The organism is Bradyrhizobium sp. IAR9 (assembly GCF_013408065.1).
Classification (GTDB): domain Bacteria; phylum Pseudomonadota; class Alphaproteobacteria; order Rhizobiales; family Xanthobacteraceae; genus Bradyrhizobium.
Map to the genome: position 1 here is coordinate 196,320 of NZ_JACBZW010000012.1, position 16,061 is coordinate 212,380.

Here is a 16,061-nt window from a genome sequence, read left to right on the forward strand (position 1 = left end):
AGTGTGGTATACATAATGCCAATCGTCAAGCGCTGGTTTGGGCGATCCGAAAAATCTTGCGACAGCAATACTGACGTTTGCCGTGCGCGAAAAAGAAAAGGGGCGCATCGCTGCGCCCCTTGGTCGATCCCTGCAATGTAAGTGGCGGCTACGCCGTCTCGGTCTTTGCAGTGGTCTTGGCGCTGCCGGTTGCGGTGTTCGCGCTGTCGACTTCCTTGCCGAGGATGAAGGAGCGGCGCATCGGCTTGATCACGAACAGCGCCGTCAGCGCCGCCGTCGCGTTCAAGGCGACGGCGACCACGAACACGGCCTTCCAGCCGTAGGTCGCCGAGATCACGCTGGCGAGCGGGACGAGCAGGGAGGCGGTGCCCTTCGCGGTGTAGAGCATGCCGTTGTTGGTGGTCGCGAATTTCGAGCCGAAGGTATCGCCGCAGGTCGCGGGGAACAGCGAGTAGATCTCGCCGAACACGCCGAAATACACCGCGGTCGCGAGCACGAACACGACCGGGACATGGCCGTAAGCCGACAGCGTCAGCAGCATCAGCGCCGCCGTGCCGAAGGCGATGAACATGGTGTGCTCGCGGCCGATCGTGTCGGAGACCCAGCCGAAGAAGGGGCGTCCGAAACCGTCGAGGATGCGGTCGAGCGAGATCGCGAAGGTCAGTGCCGCCATCTGGAAGCCGGCCAGCGTGACCGGGGTGTCGGCGATCTTGAAGTCGTGCGCGATGGGGCCGATCTGCGCCGCTGTCATCAGGCCGCCGGATGCGACCATGACGAAGACGAGATACATCACCCAGAAAATAGGGCTGCGCAGCACCTGCGGCGGGGTGAAGTCGATCTTGGTCTGCGGCAGGTTGAGCTGCTTCTTCTTCGGCGGGATCGAGAGCCGCGGCGGCTGGATGAAGAAGGCGAGCACGAACACGATCACGCCCTGGCCGATGCCGAAGGTGAAGAAGGCGTGCTGATAGCCGCTCGATGCGATCATGGTCGCGATCGGCACGATGGTGAGCGCGGCGCCGGCGCCGAAGCCGGCGGCGGTCGCGCCGGCGGCAAGGCCGCGGCGGTCGGGAAACCATTTCAGCGCGTTGCCGACGCAGGTGCCGTACACCGCGCCCGCGCCCATGCCGCCGATGATCGCGGCCGCGTAGAGCAGGGTGAGACTGTCGGCATAGGAATTGAGAATCCAGGACAGCGCGATCATCACGCCGCCGAACATGACGACGATGCGCGGGCCGTATTTGTCGACGAACCAGGCCTCGATCGGCACCAGCCAGGTCTCGGTGACGACGAAGACGGTGAAGGCGAGCTGGATCGCGGCGCGTCCCCAGTGGTGGGCCGCATCGATCGGATCGACGAACAGCGTCCAGCCATATTGCAAATTGGCGATCATCGCCATGCAGACGATGCCCATGACGAGCTGGAGCCAACGGAAACCGGTGCGAAGAGGCGCGGCCGTGACGGCGCCGTCCGTGCTGGAAATCATCAAGAAACCTCCCAACGCGCCTGATTGATCGCGACTTTGGATGGCAAGATGACCCAGTGTCGCAAATGTTGTGGCTTATCGTCGCAAGCGCGGCACGGAGCTTGGTATACCATATTCCAGAATGCAAGCCCTAACTGCGGCGGATTGTCACAAATCTGCGGTTCCATTGGAGGGGAACGGCGCTGCAAGAACGTCGCCAAAACGAAAACGCCCGGCCGTGAGGCCGGGCGTCTGCTTGATGAAGAGCTGTGATGGAGCGTGTCAGATGGTCGATTTGGCCACCACGACCTTGCGCCAGGGCTTGAGCACCGCGATCGCCAGCAGCGAAGCCAGGATGTTGGCGCCGGCCGCGATGATGAACACGCTGTCCCAGGTGCCGGACGATTGCTGCATGTAGTTGCCGATCGGGACCAGCAGTGCGGCGGTGCCCTTCGCAGTGTAGAGCAGGCCGGCATTGGTGGTCGCGAACTTGGCGCCGAACGTGTCGGTGCAGGTCGAGGGGAATAGCGAGTAGATCTCACCCCAGGCGAAGAACACGAAGCCCGAGAGCAGCACGAACCAGATCGGATCGTGGCCCCAGAGGTAGAGCATCCAGATGCCGAAACCTTCCATGCCGAAGGCGATGAACATCGTGTTCTCGCGGCCGATCATGTCGGAGATCCAGCCGAAGAACGGACGCGTCAGGCCGTTGAGCACGCGGTCGATGGTGGCCGCGAACGTCACTGCTGTCATCGTCACCGCCATCAGCGTGACCGGCACGTTGTCGACCTTCCAGTCGGCCGCGATGGGCTTCAGGTTGGCCGTCACCATCAAGCCGCCGGCGCCGACGATCACGAACATGAAGTACATCAGCCAGAAGATCGGCTGACGCAGCACCTCGGTCGGCTGGTAGTTGCGCCGGGTCTGCAGCAAGTTGGCATTGGCCACCACGGTCGGCACCTGGCCTGCTTTCGGCGCGAGCAGAAAGAAGGCGAGGATGCAGATGATGATGCCCTGTCCGAGGCCGAAATAGAGGAAGGTGGTCTGGAATCCACTGTCCTTGATCATGGCCTGGATCGGCGCGACGGTGAGCGCGGAGCCCGCACCGAAGCCCGCGGCGGTGATGCCCGCGGCAAGACCGCGCTTGTCCGGAAACCACTTCAGCGCGTTGCCGACGCAGGTGCCGTAGACGCCGCCGGCGCCGATGCCGGCGATGATCATGCCGAGATAGTAGCCGTTGAGCGTGGTGGCCTGGGCGTTGATCGCCCAGCCGATGGCGCAGAGCACGCCGCCGACCAGCACGACGATGCGCGGACCGTATTTGTCGACGAACCATCCTTCGACCGGGACCAGCCAGGTCTCGAACAGGACGAAGAGCGTAAAGGCCCATTGGATCGACGCGCGATCCCAGCCGAACTTCTTCTGGATGTCAGGGACGAAGAACGTCCAGCCGTACTGATAATTGGCGATCATCACCATCGCGGCGACGCCAACTGCCAACTGCGTCCAGCGATAGGCGTCGCTGACGCGCGCGACGCTTGGGGCCGCTGTTGACTGCACCATGTCTGTCATAAAAAACCCTCCCGAAGGCGCCGATCATTTTTATGCGTGCGCTGGTCGCATCCTGGTATTCATTATGCCAAGATTCAAGCGAAGGACTGGAGGGTGCGGCGAAATATCGCGGCTTTATCACATGCGCCATGGCTGGGCGATTGTAAAGCCCAATTCGCTTTCGGCCTGCGATCAACGCATTGATTTCGTGAGAAGTCTTCCCCGTTGCGGCGAAGCCGCAAGCAGCTGGTGGGAACCTACGCATCCACAATTTTCAGCTTCTGGGTCGGTCGAGCGCGCGGCCCCCTCGCACATCGGTGCGCGGCTGCGTCGTGACTGCTCAGTCGTGGAATTCTGTATTCCAGAAGTTTGGCCGCATGGCGCCTCACGCCATCGACATGCGCAGCCGGCTGTAGCCTTCCTGGATCGCGGACCAGAACAGGGCGACCAGACCGAGCGCCATGATGGTGCTGACGAGGCCGTTGGAGAAGAACACCCCAAGCGAGCCCTGCGATCCCAGCAGCGATTGCCGGAAGGCTTCCTCCGCCTTGTCGCCGAGCACGATGGCGAGCACGAGAGGTGCGAGCGGGTAGTTGCACTTCTTCAGGAGATAGCCGAGCACGCCGAACACCAGCATCAGCATCACGTCGAAGGTGCTGTTGTGCACCGAATAGGCGCCGATCGCGCACAGCACCAGGATCAGCGGGGCGATGATGCCGAACGGCACGCGCAGGATCGCGGCGAAGAGCGGCACGCAGGTGAGCACGACGATGAGGCCGGCGAGATTGCCGAGATACATCGAGGCGATCAGGCCCCAGACGAATTCCTTCTGCTCGACGAACAGCATCGGGCCCGGCTGCAGGCCCCAGATCAGGAGGCCGCCGAGCAGCACGGCAGCCGTCGGCGAGCCGGGCACGCCGAGCGACAGCATCGGCAGCAGCGCCGAGGTGCCCGCCGCATGCGCGGCCGTCTCCGGCGCGATCACGCCTTCGATCTCGCCCTTGCCGAAATTGTTGCCGCGCCGCGCCAGGCGCTTGGCGATGCCGTAGCTCATGAAGGAGGCCGGCGTCGCTCCGGCGGGCGTGACGCCCATCCAGCAGCCGATCAGGCAGGAGCGTAGCGAGGTCATCCAGTAGGTGGGCAGCTCGCGCCAGGTCTGAAGCACGACGCGAAGGTTGATGCTGGCATTGCCGCCGCGGAAGGCGAGCCCTTCCTCCATGGTCAGCAGAATCTCGCCGATCCCGAACAGGCCGATCACGGCGATCAGGAAGTCGAAACCGTTGAGCAGCTCGGTGACGCCGAAGGTGAGCCGCAATTGCCCGGTGATCGAATCGAGGCCGACCGCCGCGAGCGCGAAGCCCATCATCATCGCCGCGATGGTCTTGAAAGGCGGCTCCTTGCTGAGGCCGACGAAGCTGCAGAAGGCGAGGAAGTACACCGCGAACTTCTCCGCCGGACCAAATCGCAGCGCAAAGCCCGCGACCAGCGGCGCGACCAGCGTGATCATGATGACGGCAAACAGCGCGCCGACGAAGGAGGAGGTGAAAGCGGCGGTCAGGGCTTCGCCGGGCTTGCCCTGCTGCGCCATCGGGTAGCCGTCGAAGGTGGTCGCCACGGACCAGGGCTCGCCGGGGATGTTGAACAGGATCGAGGTGATGGCGCCGCCGAACAAGGCGCCCCAGTAGATGCATGACAGCATGATGATCGCCGATGTCGGCGGCATGCTGAAGGTCAGGGGAAGCAGGATCGCCACGCCGTTGGCGCCCCCGAGCCCCGGCAGCACGCCGATGATGACCCCGAGCGTGATGCCGATGATCATCAGCATGATGTTATAGGGCTGCAGGGCGACCGCGAAGCCGTGAAATAGATTGGCCAACTCTTCCATATCGATACGTCCTGCAGCAGCAATTGAATGAATGCGTGGCCCTTACAGACCGAGCCATTCCTCGAACGGCCCCTTGGGAAGCGGGACCAGGAACCAGCGCTCGAAAACGAGATAGGTCACCACCGGCATGCCGACCGCCACCGCGATGACCGTCAGCCAGCGATAGCCGCCGAGCCAGCGCATGAACCAGGCGATGAAGACCATCGAGGCGATGTAGAGGCCGATGAACGGCATCGAACCGACATAGATCGCGGTGGGCACGACGACGCTCATGACCTGGCGAAGCTGTCCCCATTCCGCGAACAGTCGGCCGTCGTCGTCGCGTCGCGCGTGCCACAGGTTGATGGCGCTGGCGCCGACGATTGCGGCGCCGACATAGAAGGGGAAGAACCCGGCTCGCGGACCCTCCGCGCCCCAGTTGATGCCGGCCTTCAGGCTGCCGAAGATCACGACGAGACCAAAGGCGCCGATCAACAGCGCCATGCCGATTTCCATCGTCTTGTGTGCCGGGCCAGATTCGGATCCGGATCGTTCAGTCATGAGACCTCCGCGCAGAAATGCAGTCGTCGCATTCGCCGACGGCCTGAGGACGACAGCATCCTCGGCCGTCATCGATGCCGTGGCTCAATTCGATGCGAGGAAACCGGCTTCCTTCATCAAGCCCTCGTGCCGCTTCTCCTCCGCCTCGATCCACTTGGCGTAGTCAGCCCCGGTCAGGAAGGTCGTGTTGAAGGCGCCGCTCTTCATGAAATCCTGCCATTCCGGCGTGGCGCGAACCTTCTTGAACAGCTCGACGTAATACTCGACCTGATCCTTGGTGGCCTTGGGCGACATGAAGATGCCGCGCAGCATGAGATATTCCATCGCGAGGCCCTGCGACTTGCAGGTCGGAATATCCTTCCAGGCCTTGCCCTCGGCGATCGGCTCGTCATAGGCCATCGGCTGGGCGTCGAAGACGCAGAGCGGACGGAGCTTGCCGCCGCGCCATTGCGCGACCGCCTCGATCGGATTGTTGACGGTGGAATCGACGTGATTGCCGACGAGCTGAACCGCGACCTCGCCGCCGCCCTTGTAGGGGATGTAGGTGAACTTCGCGTCGATCGCCTTCTCGATGCCGACCGTAATGATCTGGTCTTCCTGCTTCGAGCCGGTGCCGCCCATCTTGAACGAGCCGCTTGGTGCCTTCTTCGCGGCGTCGACATAATCCTTGACGCTGGTGTACGGCTTTTCGGCATTCACCCAGAGCACGAATTCATCCAGCGCCAGCATCGCGACCGGAGTCAAATCCTTCCAGTTGAACGGAATCCCCGTTGCCAGCGGTGTCGTGAACAAGTTCGAGAGCGTGATGATGATCTTGTGCGGATTGCCCGACGACGTCTTCACGTCGAGAAAGCCTTCGCCGCCTGCACCGCCGGCCTTGTTGATGACGACCAGCGGCTGCTTCATGAGATTATGCTTGGTGACGATGCCCTGGATGGTTCGTGCCATCTGATCGGCGCCGCCGCCGGTGCCCGCGGGCACGATGAACTCGACCGGACGAACCGGCTCCCAAGCCGCAAAACTTGCGGTGCTGCCTGCGCACGACATCGCCATTGCCGCCAAAGCGACATTCAGAATGAATGACTTCATCTCGTTTCACTCCCTGTCGAAACGCGGCCGTTCTTTGCCGGCTCGCGTCAGCCCATCCGGATTCACACGCTTGGGGTCACCTTTGCGGTCGATCTCCCATTGCAGTCTCACCAACCAGAAGTTTATGAGCGGGGACAAGGCGCGACATCCGCTCCTTTGGGCTAAGGCTCCGCCATGATTGGCAAACGTGCCATGTCCTTGGCCGTTCCTGTCCCGCGCTCTGCATCCCCATCTAGCACCTTGGTCGTGCAATCGTTTTTGGTTGTCGAATGGTATGCGAGATACCAGATGGCTCACAATTGGACAGCTGGCCAGATCGGCGGACCAATCGTCGCAGTTGTGTCCGCGGGCGAAGCGGGACCAAAAGAAAATGGCCCCGACGAGGGGGCCATTATCAAACTTAGCGCCTGCGATTGCCGGCCGCGCGCCGTTTCGGCTGCGCGAGAAAGGCCTTTCTTACAGGCCGAAACGCGGCAGGTCGCCGTTGTGGTTCGAGATCGCGGCGCTCGCCATCAGGAAACGATCGACCGCAGCCATAAAGCGGCTGAACAGCGAGGAGGAGGGGGCGAAAGCGACGGAAGCGGTCTTGGACATTGGAATTCCCTTTCTTGAGACGATCGGTCTTGGCGTCTCGTCTGGGGATGAAACTATGTATACCAGATGCCACTGTCTACGCGTTTGTTTGCATAGCAGCATACAAAGTCCCGCATCGCAGCATAATGCCGGGTTAATCCTGCCGGTTCGGGCTTAAAAGGCCCACCAAAAGAGGCGTTTCCGTCTTAGACGCCATCTTCGGACGCCGAAAGCACACCGATCAGAGGCAAATTCAGACGATTGAAGCGGAAAACGGTGCCCTCCGGCGCGAACCTGACGCGAGCCTCAATGGCCGAGGGCTTTGCAGGGCAAGGGCTTTCTTGGCGGGGCAAGGCTTGGCAGGGCAGGTCAAAGTCGCTAGTGGTCTTCCCCCTTCCAATCATCTGTCAGAGTGGTTCATGTCGAGCGCCTCGCCCGCCGTCTCGATCGGCATCGATTTTGGGACCAGCAATACGGTCGTCGCCCTTGCCGCGGACGACCGCCGGGTCGAGGCCATCCGCTTCGACCACGGCGGACAGCGCCATAGCGTCTATGTATCGGCTTTGTGCTTCTGGGAGGACCGGCCGGGCGCCGGTGCCCAGGCCGAAGGCGGCCCCTGGGCGATCGAGCAATTCCTCGAAGGACGCCACGTCTACCGCTTCCTGCAATCGTTCAAGACGTTTGCGGCGAGCAGCAGCTTCAACACCACGCAAGTGTTCCGGCAGCGCTTCAAGTTCGAGGATATTCTGGCGGCGTTCCTGCGGACGTTGGCGCGCCATGGCGGCGACAGGTTCGGCTTCGAGACCTCGACCATCACGGTCGGCCGCCCGGTGCGCTTCGCCGGCGGCAATCCCGATGAAGAGCTGGCGATGCAGCGCTACCGCGCCGCGTTCGAGCGCCTGGGCGCCGGCCATGCGCGCTACGTCTACGAGCCCGTGGGCGCGGCGTTCTCCTTTGCCCGAAGGCTGGAGCGCGATGCCACCGTGCTGGTGGCGGATTTTGGCGGCGGCACCAGCGATTTCTCCGTGATGCGCTTCTCGCGCGCGGGCGGCAGCCTTCGCGCCGAGCCACTCGGCCACGCCGGCATCGGCATCGCCGGCGACACGTTCGATTACCGGATCATCGACCACGTCGTCTCGCCGCGGCTCGGCAAGGGCTCCAGCTTCCGCTCCTTCGACAAGGTGCTGCCGATCCCCAGCGGCCATTACACCAACCTCGCGCGCTGGCATCAACTGGCGATGATGAAGAGCAACGGCGATCTGCGCGAGCTGAGGGAACTTGCGCGCACCGCGCTGAAGCCGAAGCTGCTCGAGGATTTCATCACCATCGTCGATCTCGACCTCGGCTTTTCGCTGTACCGTGCAGTGTCAAATGCCAAGGTCGCGCTGTCGGCCCAGGAGGAGGTGGATTTCCGCTTCAGGGGCGGCGGCGTCGACATCGGCGCGGCCATCACGCGGAAGAATTTCGAATCGTGGATCGCCGACGACATCGCCCGGCTCGGGGCCACCGTCGACAAGGTGCTGGCCGAAGCCGGCATCACCGCGCACGAGATCGAGAAGGTGTTCTTGACCGGCGGCACGTCCTTCGTGCCGGCCGTCCGAAAACTGTTCGCCGAGCGGTTCGGCAACGAACGGCTGATGTCGGGCGATCAGTTCGAGTCGATCGCCTATGGGCTCGCCTTGATCGGGCACAGCCCCAACCCGGACCGCTGGACCGCCGGCGGCGGGCTCGAGGCGAAGGCGGGGGCTTAACGATTCTCCGTCATTGCGAGCGCAGCAAAGCAATCCAGAATCCCTCCGCGGAAAGTCTCTGGATTGTCGCTACGCTCGCAATGACGGCGTGGGTAGAACGGCGCATCGGCTCGACCAGTGCCGTAGGGTGGGCAAAGCGAAGCGTGCCCACGCGTCTGTCGCCGTATCGGAAAGAGCGTGGGCACGGCGCAGTTGCGCCTTTGCCCACCCTACGGCACCAACGCCGTCGCTACTGATTGATCTCCGGCTCGACGAGCTTCGCCAGATTGCGCAGCGATTCCTGCCAGCCGAGATAGCAGGCCTCCGGCGGGATCACGTCGGGGATGCCGGCCTGCGTGATGTCGATCTCGGTGCCAACCGAGACCTTCTTCAGGATCACGGTGACCTGAATTTCGCCGGGCAGGTTGGGATCGTCGAACCTGTCAGTGTAGCGAAGGCGTTCGCCGGGCACGAGCTCGACATATTCGCCGCCGAACGAATGGCTGTTGCCCGTCGTGAAATTCCGGAACGACATCTTGAACGTGCCGCCGACCTTGGGCTCGAAATGATGCACGGTGCAGGTGAAGCCGTTCGGCGGCAGCCATTTCGCCATCGCATCGGCCTCCAGGAAAGCGCGATAGACTTTTTGCGGGCTGGTGGCGAGAACGCGATGCAGGCGGATCGTGCTGGGCATGGTTGTTATCCTCAGTGATTGATGGGCCCGAGATTGGCGTCTATGGCCCATTCATGTCACGAGGACGACCGGGAAGGCGCCGATCCGACATGGCATCTCGTTTTTTTGTCGACGGTCCTTCTGGCCGGGTTGCTAGGTCGCTGCGACATCCTGTGGCGTCATCGTGAATGCAAGCCTGTAGCGGCCGATCGTCGCATTGGTCTGTGCGCCGAGATCGCCAAGCGATCCTGGCGAAAGCGGGCTGGCGATCATAGCCTCAACCACATCGGCATCGTAGCCTGAGAGCAGCACGATCCAGTCGGCAGCGCCGTCCTTGCCGCGGATCTGTTGTTCAGTCGTGGGCGCGCTCGTGCGAGGCGTGTCGGTGAAGAGGAGGTGGGCGCCTGTCAGCCCCGGCTGCAGCGCCAATGCGCTGAGCGTTTCCGACAGGCGCGTCTGCAATTGCGCATCCCGTCCGGTTTCCGGCGACAGCCTGATGGTGGCAAGCGAGGTCGCGACACCTCCGCCAAAGCTCGCGACGATCCGGCATTGGCTGCGGACCATGCCAAGATGATGCGGCATCATCCTGGTCGACCACGGCGTTGGCGCGTTGAGCCGGTCGAGATATCCCTTCGACGTGAGGACCTCGTATTGTTCGAGCTCGTAGAGCACGAAGAAACCTACGGCGTCCGTCGTGCTGGTCCAGCGCGACCCGCGCCGGAAGCCGGGAATGCTCATCCGCTCCTGGAAGTGTTCATGCGAATGCCAGTCGCCGAACTCGGTGCGCTGCTCGGGGCGAACGCTCCACCACATCGCGACGGCGGCCTTGCCCAGTAGTGACATGGTGACCTCCCATCCTGAGCAGCAAGATCAGCCCGAATGTCTACGCCGCGTCAACGGAAGCCACAATTCCGCAGCCGTTCCTCGTTCAGACCTAATCCGTTTCGCCAGAGGGAGGCTCCGCGTAGTCGCCTCAAACCTGGGACTGTTCCGCCGAGGTCCCTGGTGCAATTAAGCTTGGCCAAGCCTTGCAAGTGGGGATGGTGGGGTATACCCTGAATTCGTTCGTTCAGCCGCTGTGCCTTGTTGAATGCGCCCGCGGGCTCCTTTTCCATAGACATCGACGAATTGAATTGGTTCTGCGTGAGCGTCACGCGGAATGTGCGCTTGCGCGCTTTGGAGAAGAAAATGACGACAGGTACCGTGAAGTGGTTCAACGGCCAGAAGGGCTTTGGATTCATTCAGCCCGACGACGGCGGCAACGATGTGTTCGTTCACATCAGCGCGGTCGAGCGGGCTGGTCTTGCGGGTCTCGCTGAAGGCCAAAAGGTCAACTTCGAGGCCAAGACCGACAAGATGCGGGGCAAAGTCAGCGCTGAGAATCTCTCGCTGGCTTGAGCTCGCTAAAGCATGATCCGGAAAACTGCGCAGCGGTTTTCCGAAGGGATCATGTTAGACAACAATCTAGAAGCGCGATGACGGTTCATCGTGATCGCATCGCGCTTTGGTACCGTTTCACGGATGTACTGAAACGGTTACGCTGCCCGCTCGATCGTAAGGATTGAGCGGGTTTTGTCTATTCGGAGCAGGGTGAAGGATGAGCGCCAGGAAATCGGCAGAACCGTCACCCGAAGGCATCGCGCGTTCCAACCGCCAGCGCCTGGCGGCCGAGGAAGGAGCACGCGCGATGGCGGATGCCGAAAAGCAGGCGGTGGACGTTCGCAAGAACATGGCAAGGCTTCGCGAACTGCGCGAAGCCAAGGAAGCGGCCGATGCAACTCTTCGCGCATCGTTACCGGCACCAACCCCGACGAAGCGCAAGAAGAAGCCGCCGCAATAGTCGACTTCAGCAGCGCCGCCGACGAAATCTGGAGAGGACCGGTCACATGCCGAAGAGTGCGGGTCGTGCCTAGAGCCAAGTCGGACGGCGGTGGCACAATCACCTTTTTCCTGGCGCTTGGCGCAGGCCGGCAGATGTGCCGGCTCGCGACCACGTTCCAAACGCAGAAACAGGCTTTCAGCTATCTTCATAAGCACCGCACCGAGTTCGAGCGCATCGCGCGAACCCGGCTGGCGTCCGGGGAGCTCGAAGACGGCATCGTCGTTCTCTCGATGCTCTAGGTGGCTATCCGGCGCCGATTTCGGCGGCTTTCAACCGGCCGGATGTCAGATCGTAACCAGCGACGGGGCGCTTCCTATTCGGGCAAGCCTTTTCCGAGCAGCTCTTTCGACTTTGCCTCGCGGGCCAATCGCTCTGCTTTGAGCCGCTCGCGGTTCTCGTTGAGGGAGTGCTGGTGCTTCGCATAGTCAGTCATGGGCTTCTGCGTCTTGACAGGCTTGAACGCCTTGTTGGCTTCACGCCTGGCCCGATCAGAGGATTGATCTCTCAACATTTCGACCTCACTTCGATCAATGGGCGTGGCCCGCGAGCGCCGAACGCGACGCCACCCGCTCGCGAGCGGATTAGTCACCCTCTGAACGGGAGGGTGGACAATCCTTCAGTGTTGGGCGGTTTGGCGCGAGGTTGGTCACTCGCCGTGGAGGCGGCAGGTTCGCACTTCTGAGAGCATGCCGGTCGAAGGAGTAACGGCCGGCGTGTGGTTCAGTTCCTTCGGTCCGAAACAAAAAGGCCGCCGAAACCGGCGGCCTTTCGTCGTTCACTGATAGGTCCGCTTACTCCGCGGCCTGCTTCTGCGGCGGGTCGAGCGCGCCGGACTTGTGGATGTCGGCGACCTGGTGGTCGGAGAAGCCGAGCACGGAGCGCAGGATCTCGTCGGTGTGCTCGCCGAGCAGCGGGGAGCGCTCGACGTCGCTCGGGCTATCCGACAGCTTGATCGGGTTGCCGACCGAAATGTACTTGCCGCGGGTGGGGTGGTCGACTTCGACCAAGGTACCGGTGGCGCGCAGCGACTGGTCCTCGATGATCTCTTTCATCGACAGGATCGGGCCGCAGGGGATGTCGTCCTTGTTGAGGATTTCCATCGCCTCGAACTTGGTCTTGGTCATCGTCCACTGCTCGATGCGCGCAAAAATCTCGTTGAGGCGCGACAGCCGGGCCGGCGGCTTGGCGTAGTCGGGATGGGTCTTCCAGCCGGGTTCGCCGATCACGTCGCAGATCTTCTCCCAGACCGGCGCCTGGGTGATGAAATAGAGGTAGGCGTTGGGATCGGTCTCCCAGCCTTTGCACTTGACGATGCGGCCGGGCTGGCCGCCGCCGGAATCATTGCCGGCGCGCGGCACGGCGTCGCCGAACGGAATGCCTTCGCCGTACTGGCTGTATTCCTTCAGCGGGCCATGGGCGAGGCGCTGCTGGTCGCGCAGCTTGACGCGGGCGAGGTTGAGCACGCCGTCCTGCATCGCAGCCGTAACCTTCTGGCCCTTACCGGTGACGGTGCGCTGGTAGAGCGCGGTGACGATGCCGAGCGCGAGGTGGAGGCCGGTGCCGCTGTCGCCGATCTGCGCGCCGGTGACGAGCGGAAGACCGTCGCGGAAGCCGGTGGTGGAAGCGGCGCCGCCGGTGCACTGCGCGACGTTCTCATAGACCTTGCAGTCTTCGTACGGTCCGGGGCCGAAGCCCTTGATCGAGGCGACGATCATCTTCGGGTTGATGGCCTGGATCTTCTCCCAGGGGAAGCCCATGCGGTCGAGCACGCCGGGGCCGAAGTTTTCCACCAGCACGTCGCACTTCTTGATCAGCTCGGTGAGGACTTCCTTGCCCTTGGGGTTCTTGGTGTCGAGCGTAATCGAGCGCTTGTTGTGGTTGAGCATGGTGAAATACAGGCTGTCCACGTTCGGGATGTCCTGCAGCTGGCCGCGGGTGATGTCACCCACGCCCGGACGTTCCACCTTGATCACGTCGGCGCCGAACCAGGCGAGCAGCTGCGTGCAGGTCGGTCCTGATTGAACGTGGGTGAAGTCGAGAATGCGAACGCCCGTAAGCGCTTTGGTCATCGTGTTGCTCCGTACTCTGTGTCTGCCCCCGCCAACCGCAGGGAATTAAGGGTTGAGGGGTGGACTTACTTCTTCTTCTGCAGAACGCTCTGCGGATTGAGGTTGCCGATGCGGCCGCTCTCCGAGCCCGCGGCCGGATCGATCACCGCGTTGATGAGCGTCGGCTTGCCGGACTTCATGGCTTCGTTGACGGCACGCTTGAGCTCGTCCGGCGAGGTGGCATTCACGCCGACGCCGCCGAAGGCTTCCATCATCTTGTCGTAGCGCGCGCCCTTGACGAACACCGTCGTCGCCGGATCGGCGTTGGCGCCGTTGACGTCGGTGCCGCGATAGATACCGTCATTGTTGAAGATGACGACGCAGATCGGAAGGTTGTAGCGGCAGATGGTCTCGACCTCCATGCCGGAGAAGCCGAAGGCCGAGTCGCCTTCCACTGCGAGCACGGGGTGACCGGTCTCGAGCGCGGCGGCGATCGCCTGGCCCATGCCGATGCCCATCACGCCCCAGGTGCCGACGTCGAGACGCTTGCGCGGCCGGTACATGTCGATCACGCCGCGGGCGAGATCGAGCGTGTTGGCGCCTTCGTTGACGAGGATCGCCTCGGGGTAGTCCTTGATGACGTTCTTCAGCACGCCGAGCGCGCCGTGATAGTCCATCGGCGATTTGTTGTTCATGAGCTTCGGCGCCATCTTGGCGACGTTCTCTTCGCGCTTGGACGAGATCGCCTTGGTCCATTCGGCGGGCGGGGCGGTCCAGCCCGTACCCATCGCCTGATTGAAGGCAGAGACGACCGAGCCGATGTCGCCGACGACGGGCGCGACGATTTCGACGTTGGAGTCCATCTCGCGCGGCTCGATATCGACCTGGATGAACTTCTTGGGCGCTTCGCCCCAGCTCTTGCCCTTGCCGTGCGAGAGCAGCCAGTTCAGCCGCGCGCCGATCAGCATGACGACGTCGGATTCCTTCAGCACGGTCGAGCGGGCCGCACCGGCGCATTGCGGATGGGTGTCGGGCAGGAGGCCCTTGGCCATGCTCATCGGCAGGAAGGGCACGCCGCTCTTCTCGACGAAGGATTTGATCTCTTCGTCGGCCTGCGCGTAGGCCGCGCCCTTGCCGAGGATGATGAGCGGACGCTTGGCGCCCTTCAGCACGTCGAGCGCACGCTTGACCGAAGCGGGCGAGGGGATCTGCGCGGGCGCAGCGTCGATCACCTTGACCAGCGATTTCTGGCCGGCATCGGCGCTCATCACCTGGCCGAACAGCTTTGCCGGCAGGTCGAGATAGACGCCGCCCGGACGGCCCGAGACCGCAGCGCGGATGGCGCGGGCGAGGCCGATGCCGATGTCCTGGGCGTGCAGCACGCGATAGGCCGCCTTGCACAGCGGCTTTGCGATCGCGAGCTGGTCCATCTCTTCGTAGTCGCCCTGCTGCAGGTCGACAATCTCGCGCTCGGACGAGCCCGAGACCAGGATCATCGGGTAGCAGTTGGTGGTGGCGTGGGCGAGCGCGGTGAGACCGTTGAGGAAGCCGGGCGCGGAGACCGTGAGGCAGACGCCGGGCTTCTTGGTGAGGTAGCCGGCGATGCCTGCGGCGTAACCGGCGTTCTGCTCGTGGCGGAACGAGATCACGCGGATGCCCTCGGCCTGCGCCATGCGGCCCAAATCCGTGATCGGGATGCCCGGCACATTATAGATGGTGTTGATGCCGTTCAGCTTGAGCGCGTCGATGACGAGATGGAAGCCATCCGTCAGCTCCTGCTCGGTGCCCGGTGCCTCGGACTTGGTCGCGGTATTCAGCATGGGCCTTGTCTCCCTGGTCTCATATAGCGGGGCGAATTGTTCGCCCTTCTGGTGAACGTTGCTTGGTTACGTGAACAGTTCCTGGCCGTGCGCTTCGACGTAAGCGGCAAGGCCGAGAGTGTGGTCGCGGGCGCGCTTCTCGGCGAGCTCGGTGTCGCGCGCCTCCAGTGCTTCGATCATGCCGAGATGCTCGGGCAGCGAGGTCGCGGTGCGGTCCTTGCGTCCGATGGTCAGCTGGCGATAACCGCGCACGTGCAGCAGCAGGTCGTTGGTGAGATCGACCAGCACCGGAGATTCCGACAGCGAGATCAGCGCCTGGTGGAAGGCGATGTTGGCGCGCGAATATTCCTCGACGTGATCCTCGGGCAGGCGATCCTTGCCGAAGTCCTTGAAGTAGTCGCGCAGCGCCGTGATGTCCTTCTTGCGCGCAGTGGTGGTGATGAGGCGCGCGGCCATGCTCTCCAGCGCCGCCCAGGCGCGGATCATGTCGACGATCTCGCTCTTGGTCCTGCGCACCACCATGATGCCGCGGCGCGGCACCGTCTTCACGAAGCCGTCCTGCTCGAGCATCGCGATCGCTTCGCGGATCGGGGTGCGGCTGACACCCAGACGTTCGGACAGCGCGCGCTCGTCGAGCATCACCGGCTCGGGCGTCGAATAGATGTCCATCCTGAGGATGGCTTCCTTCAAGGCGTCATACGCCTTGTTCTTGAAGCTGCTCTCCGGGGCAATACGAACGATTGCGATATCTGCCTCGGCCATGTTCGGCAACGCCTTGGTTGGTTTCCGCAGTGACACGACGAATCTC

16 protein-coding genes are annotated in these 16,061 nt (G+C 62.9%); 4 read left to right on the top strand and 12 right to left on the bottom strand.

Annotated features, from left to right (window positions below):
* Window positions 1-148: 148 nt before the first annotated feature.
* The 6 genes from oxlT (GGD67_RS28165) to GGD67_RS28190 all read right to left on the bottom strand — a co-directional run bounded on the left by oxlT (GGD67_RS28165) (window position 149) and on the right by GGD67_RS28190 (window position 7,121).
* Window positions 149-1,483: an oxalate/formate MFS antiporter gene (gene oxlT, locus GGD67_RS28165; protein ID WP_179737446.1), complete on the bottom strand. Its 1,335-nt coding sequence runs from the start codon at window positions 1,481-1,483 to the stop codon at window positions 149-151.
* A 261-nt stretch (window positions 1,484-1,744) separates the two neighbouring features.
* Complete coding sequence (oxlT, locus tag GGD67_RS28170) at window positions 1,745-3,034, bottom strand: oxalate/formate MFS antiporter (protein WP_179737448.1); 1,290 nt, start codon at window positions 3,032-3,034, stop codon at window positions 1,745-1,747.
* Between the two features lie 364 nt (window positions 3,035-3,398).
* Window positions 3,399-4,898 carry a tripartite tricarboxylate transporter permease gene (locus GGD67_RS28175; protein WP_028143032.1) on the bottom strand — a complete coding sequence of 500 codons (1,500 nt, stop codon included), beginning with the start codon at window positions 4,896-4,898 and terminating at the stop codon, window positions 3,399-3,401.
* Window positions 4,899-4,940: 42 nt separating this feature from the next.
* A complete protein-coding gene (locus GGD67_RS28180) occupies window positions 4,941-5,438 on the bottom strand; it encodes a tripartite tricarboxylate transporter TctB family protein (RefSeq protein WP_092256893.1) in 498 nt (165 codons plus the stop codon).
* Between the two features lie 84 nt (window positions 5,439-5,522).
* Window positions 5,523-6,527 (bottom strand): tripartite tricarboxylate transporter substrate binding protein, encoded by a 1,005-nt coding sequence (locus tag GGD67_RS28185; protein ID WP_179737450.1) that lies wholly within the window; start codon window positions 6,525-6,527, stop codon window positions 5,523-5,525.
* A 456-nt stretch (window positions 6,528-6,983) separates the two neighbouring features.
* Window positions 6,984-7,121 (bottom strand): hypothetical protein, encoded by a 138-nt coding sequence (locus tag GGD67_RS28190; RefSeq protein ID WP_018315855.1) that lies wholly within the window; start codon window positions 7,119-7,121, stop codon window positions 6,984-6,986.
* Between the two features lie 398 nt (window positions 7,122-7,519).
* Between GGD67_RS28190 and GGD67_RS28195 the strand changes: the two genes are divergently transcribed.
* Window positions 7,520-8,851, top strand: a complete 1,332-nt coding sequence (locus tag GGD67_RS28195) for an Hsp70 family protein (protein WP_179737452.1) — start codon at window positions 7,520-7,522, stop codon at window positions 8,849-8,851.
* 229 nt (window positions 8,852-9,080) lie between these two features.
* Here the strand turns inward: GGD67_RS28195 and GGD67_RS28200 are convergent, their stop codons facing one another.
* Entirely contained in the window at window positions 9,081-9,524 is a 444-nt protein-coding gene (locus GGD67_RS28200) for an SRPBCC family protein (RefSeq protein WP_091953031.1), read from the bottom strand.
* Window positions 9,525-9,656: 132 nt separating this feature from the next.
* A complete protein-coding gene (locus tag GGD67_RS28205; protein ID WP_179737454.1) occupies window positions 9,657-10,346 on the bottom strand; it encodes a hypothetical protein in 690 nt (229 codons plus the stop codon).
* Between the two features lie 345 nt (window positions 10,347-10,691).
* Between GGD67_RS28205 and GGD67_RS28210 the strand changes: the two genes are divergently transcribed.
* From GGD67_RS28210 to GGD67_RS28220, 3 genes are all read left to right on the top strand, one after another.
* A complete protein-coding gene (locus GGD67_RS28210; RefSeq protein WP_026201564.1) occupies window positions 10,692-10,901 on the top strand; it encodes a cold-shock protein in 210 nt (69 codons plus the stop codon).
* 199 nt (window positions 10,902-11,100) lie between these two features.
* A complete protein-coding gene (locus GGD67_RS28215; RefSeq protein ID WP_018315860.1) occupies window positions 11,101-11,343 on the top strand; it encodes a hypothetical protein in 243 nt (80 codons plus the stop codon).
* 56 nt (window positions 11,344-11,399) lie between these two features.
* Window positions 11,400-11,624 (top strand): hypothetical protein, encoded by a 225-nt coding sequence (locus tag GGD67_RS28220; protein WP_179737456.1) that lies wholly within the window; start codon window positions 11,400-11,402, stop codon window positions 11,622-11,624.
* A 74-nt stretch (window positions 11,625-11,698) separates the two neighbouring features.
* Here the strand turns inward: GGD67_RS28220 and GGD67_RS28225 are convergent, their stop codons facing one another.
* From GGD67_RS28225 to GGD67_RS28240, 4 genes are all read right to left on the bottom strand, one after another.
* The gene (locus tag GGD67_RS28225; protein ID WP_179737458.1) at window positions 11,699-11,896 is read right to left on the bottom strand and encodes a hypothetical protein; all 198 of its coding nucleotides are present in this window, start codon (window positions 11,894-11,896) and stop codon (window positions 11,699-11,701) included.
* A 280-nt stretch (window positions 11,897-12,176) separates the two neighbouring features.
* Entirely contained in the window at window positions 12,177-13,454 is a 1,278-nt protein-coding gene (frc, locus tag GGD67_RS28230; protein WP_018315863.1) for a formyl-CoA transferase, read from the bottom strand.
* Window positions 13,455-13,519: 65 nt separating this feature from the next.
* Window positions 13,520-15,253 carry an oxalyl-CoA decarboxylase gene (gene oxc, locus GGD67_RS28235; RefSeq protein WP_179737466.1) on the bottom strand — a complete coding sequence of 578 codons (1,734 nt, stop codon included), beginning with the start codon at window positions 15,251-15,253 and terminating at the stop codon, window positions 13,520-13,522.
* A 66-nt stretch (window positions 15,254-15,319) separates the two neighbouring features.
* Complete coding sequence (locus GGD67_RS28240) at window positions 15,320-16,015, bottom strand: GntR family transcriptional regulator (RefSeq protein ID WP_161966556.1); 696 nt, start codon at window positions 16,013-16,015, stop codon at window positions 15,320-15,322.
* Window positions 16,016-16,061: the final 46 nt, after the last annotated feature.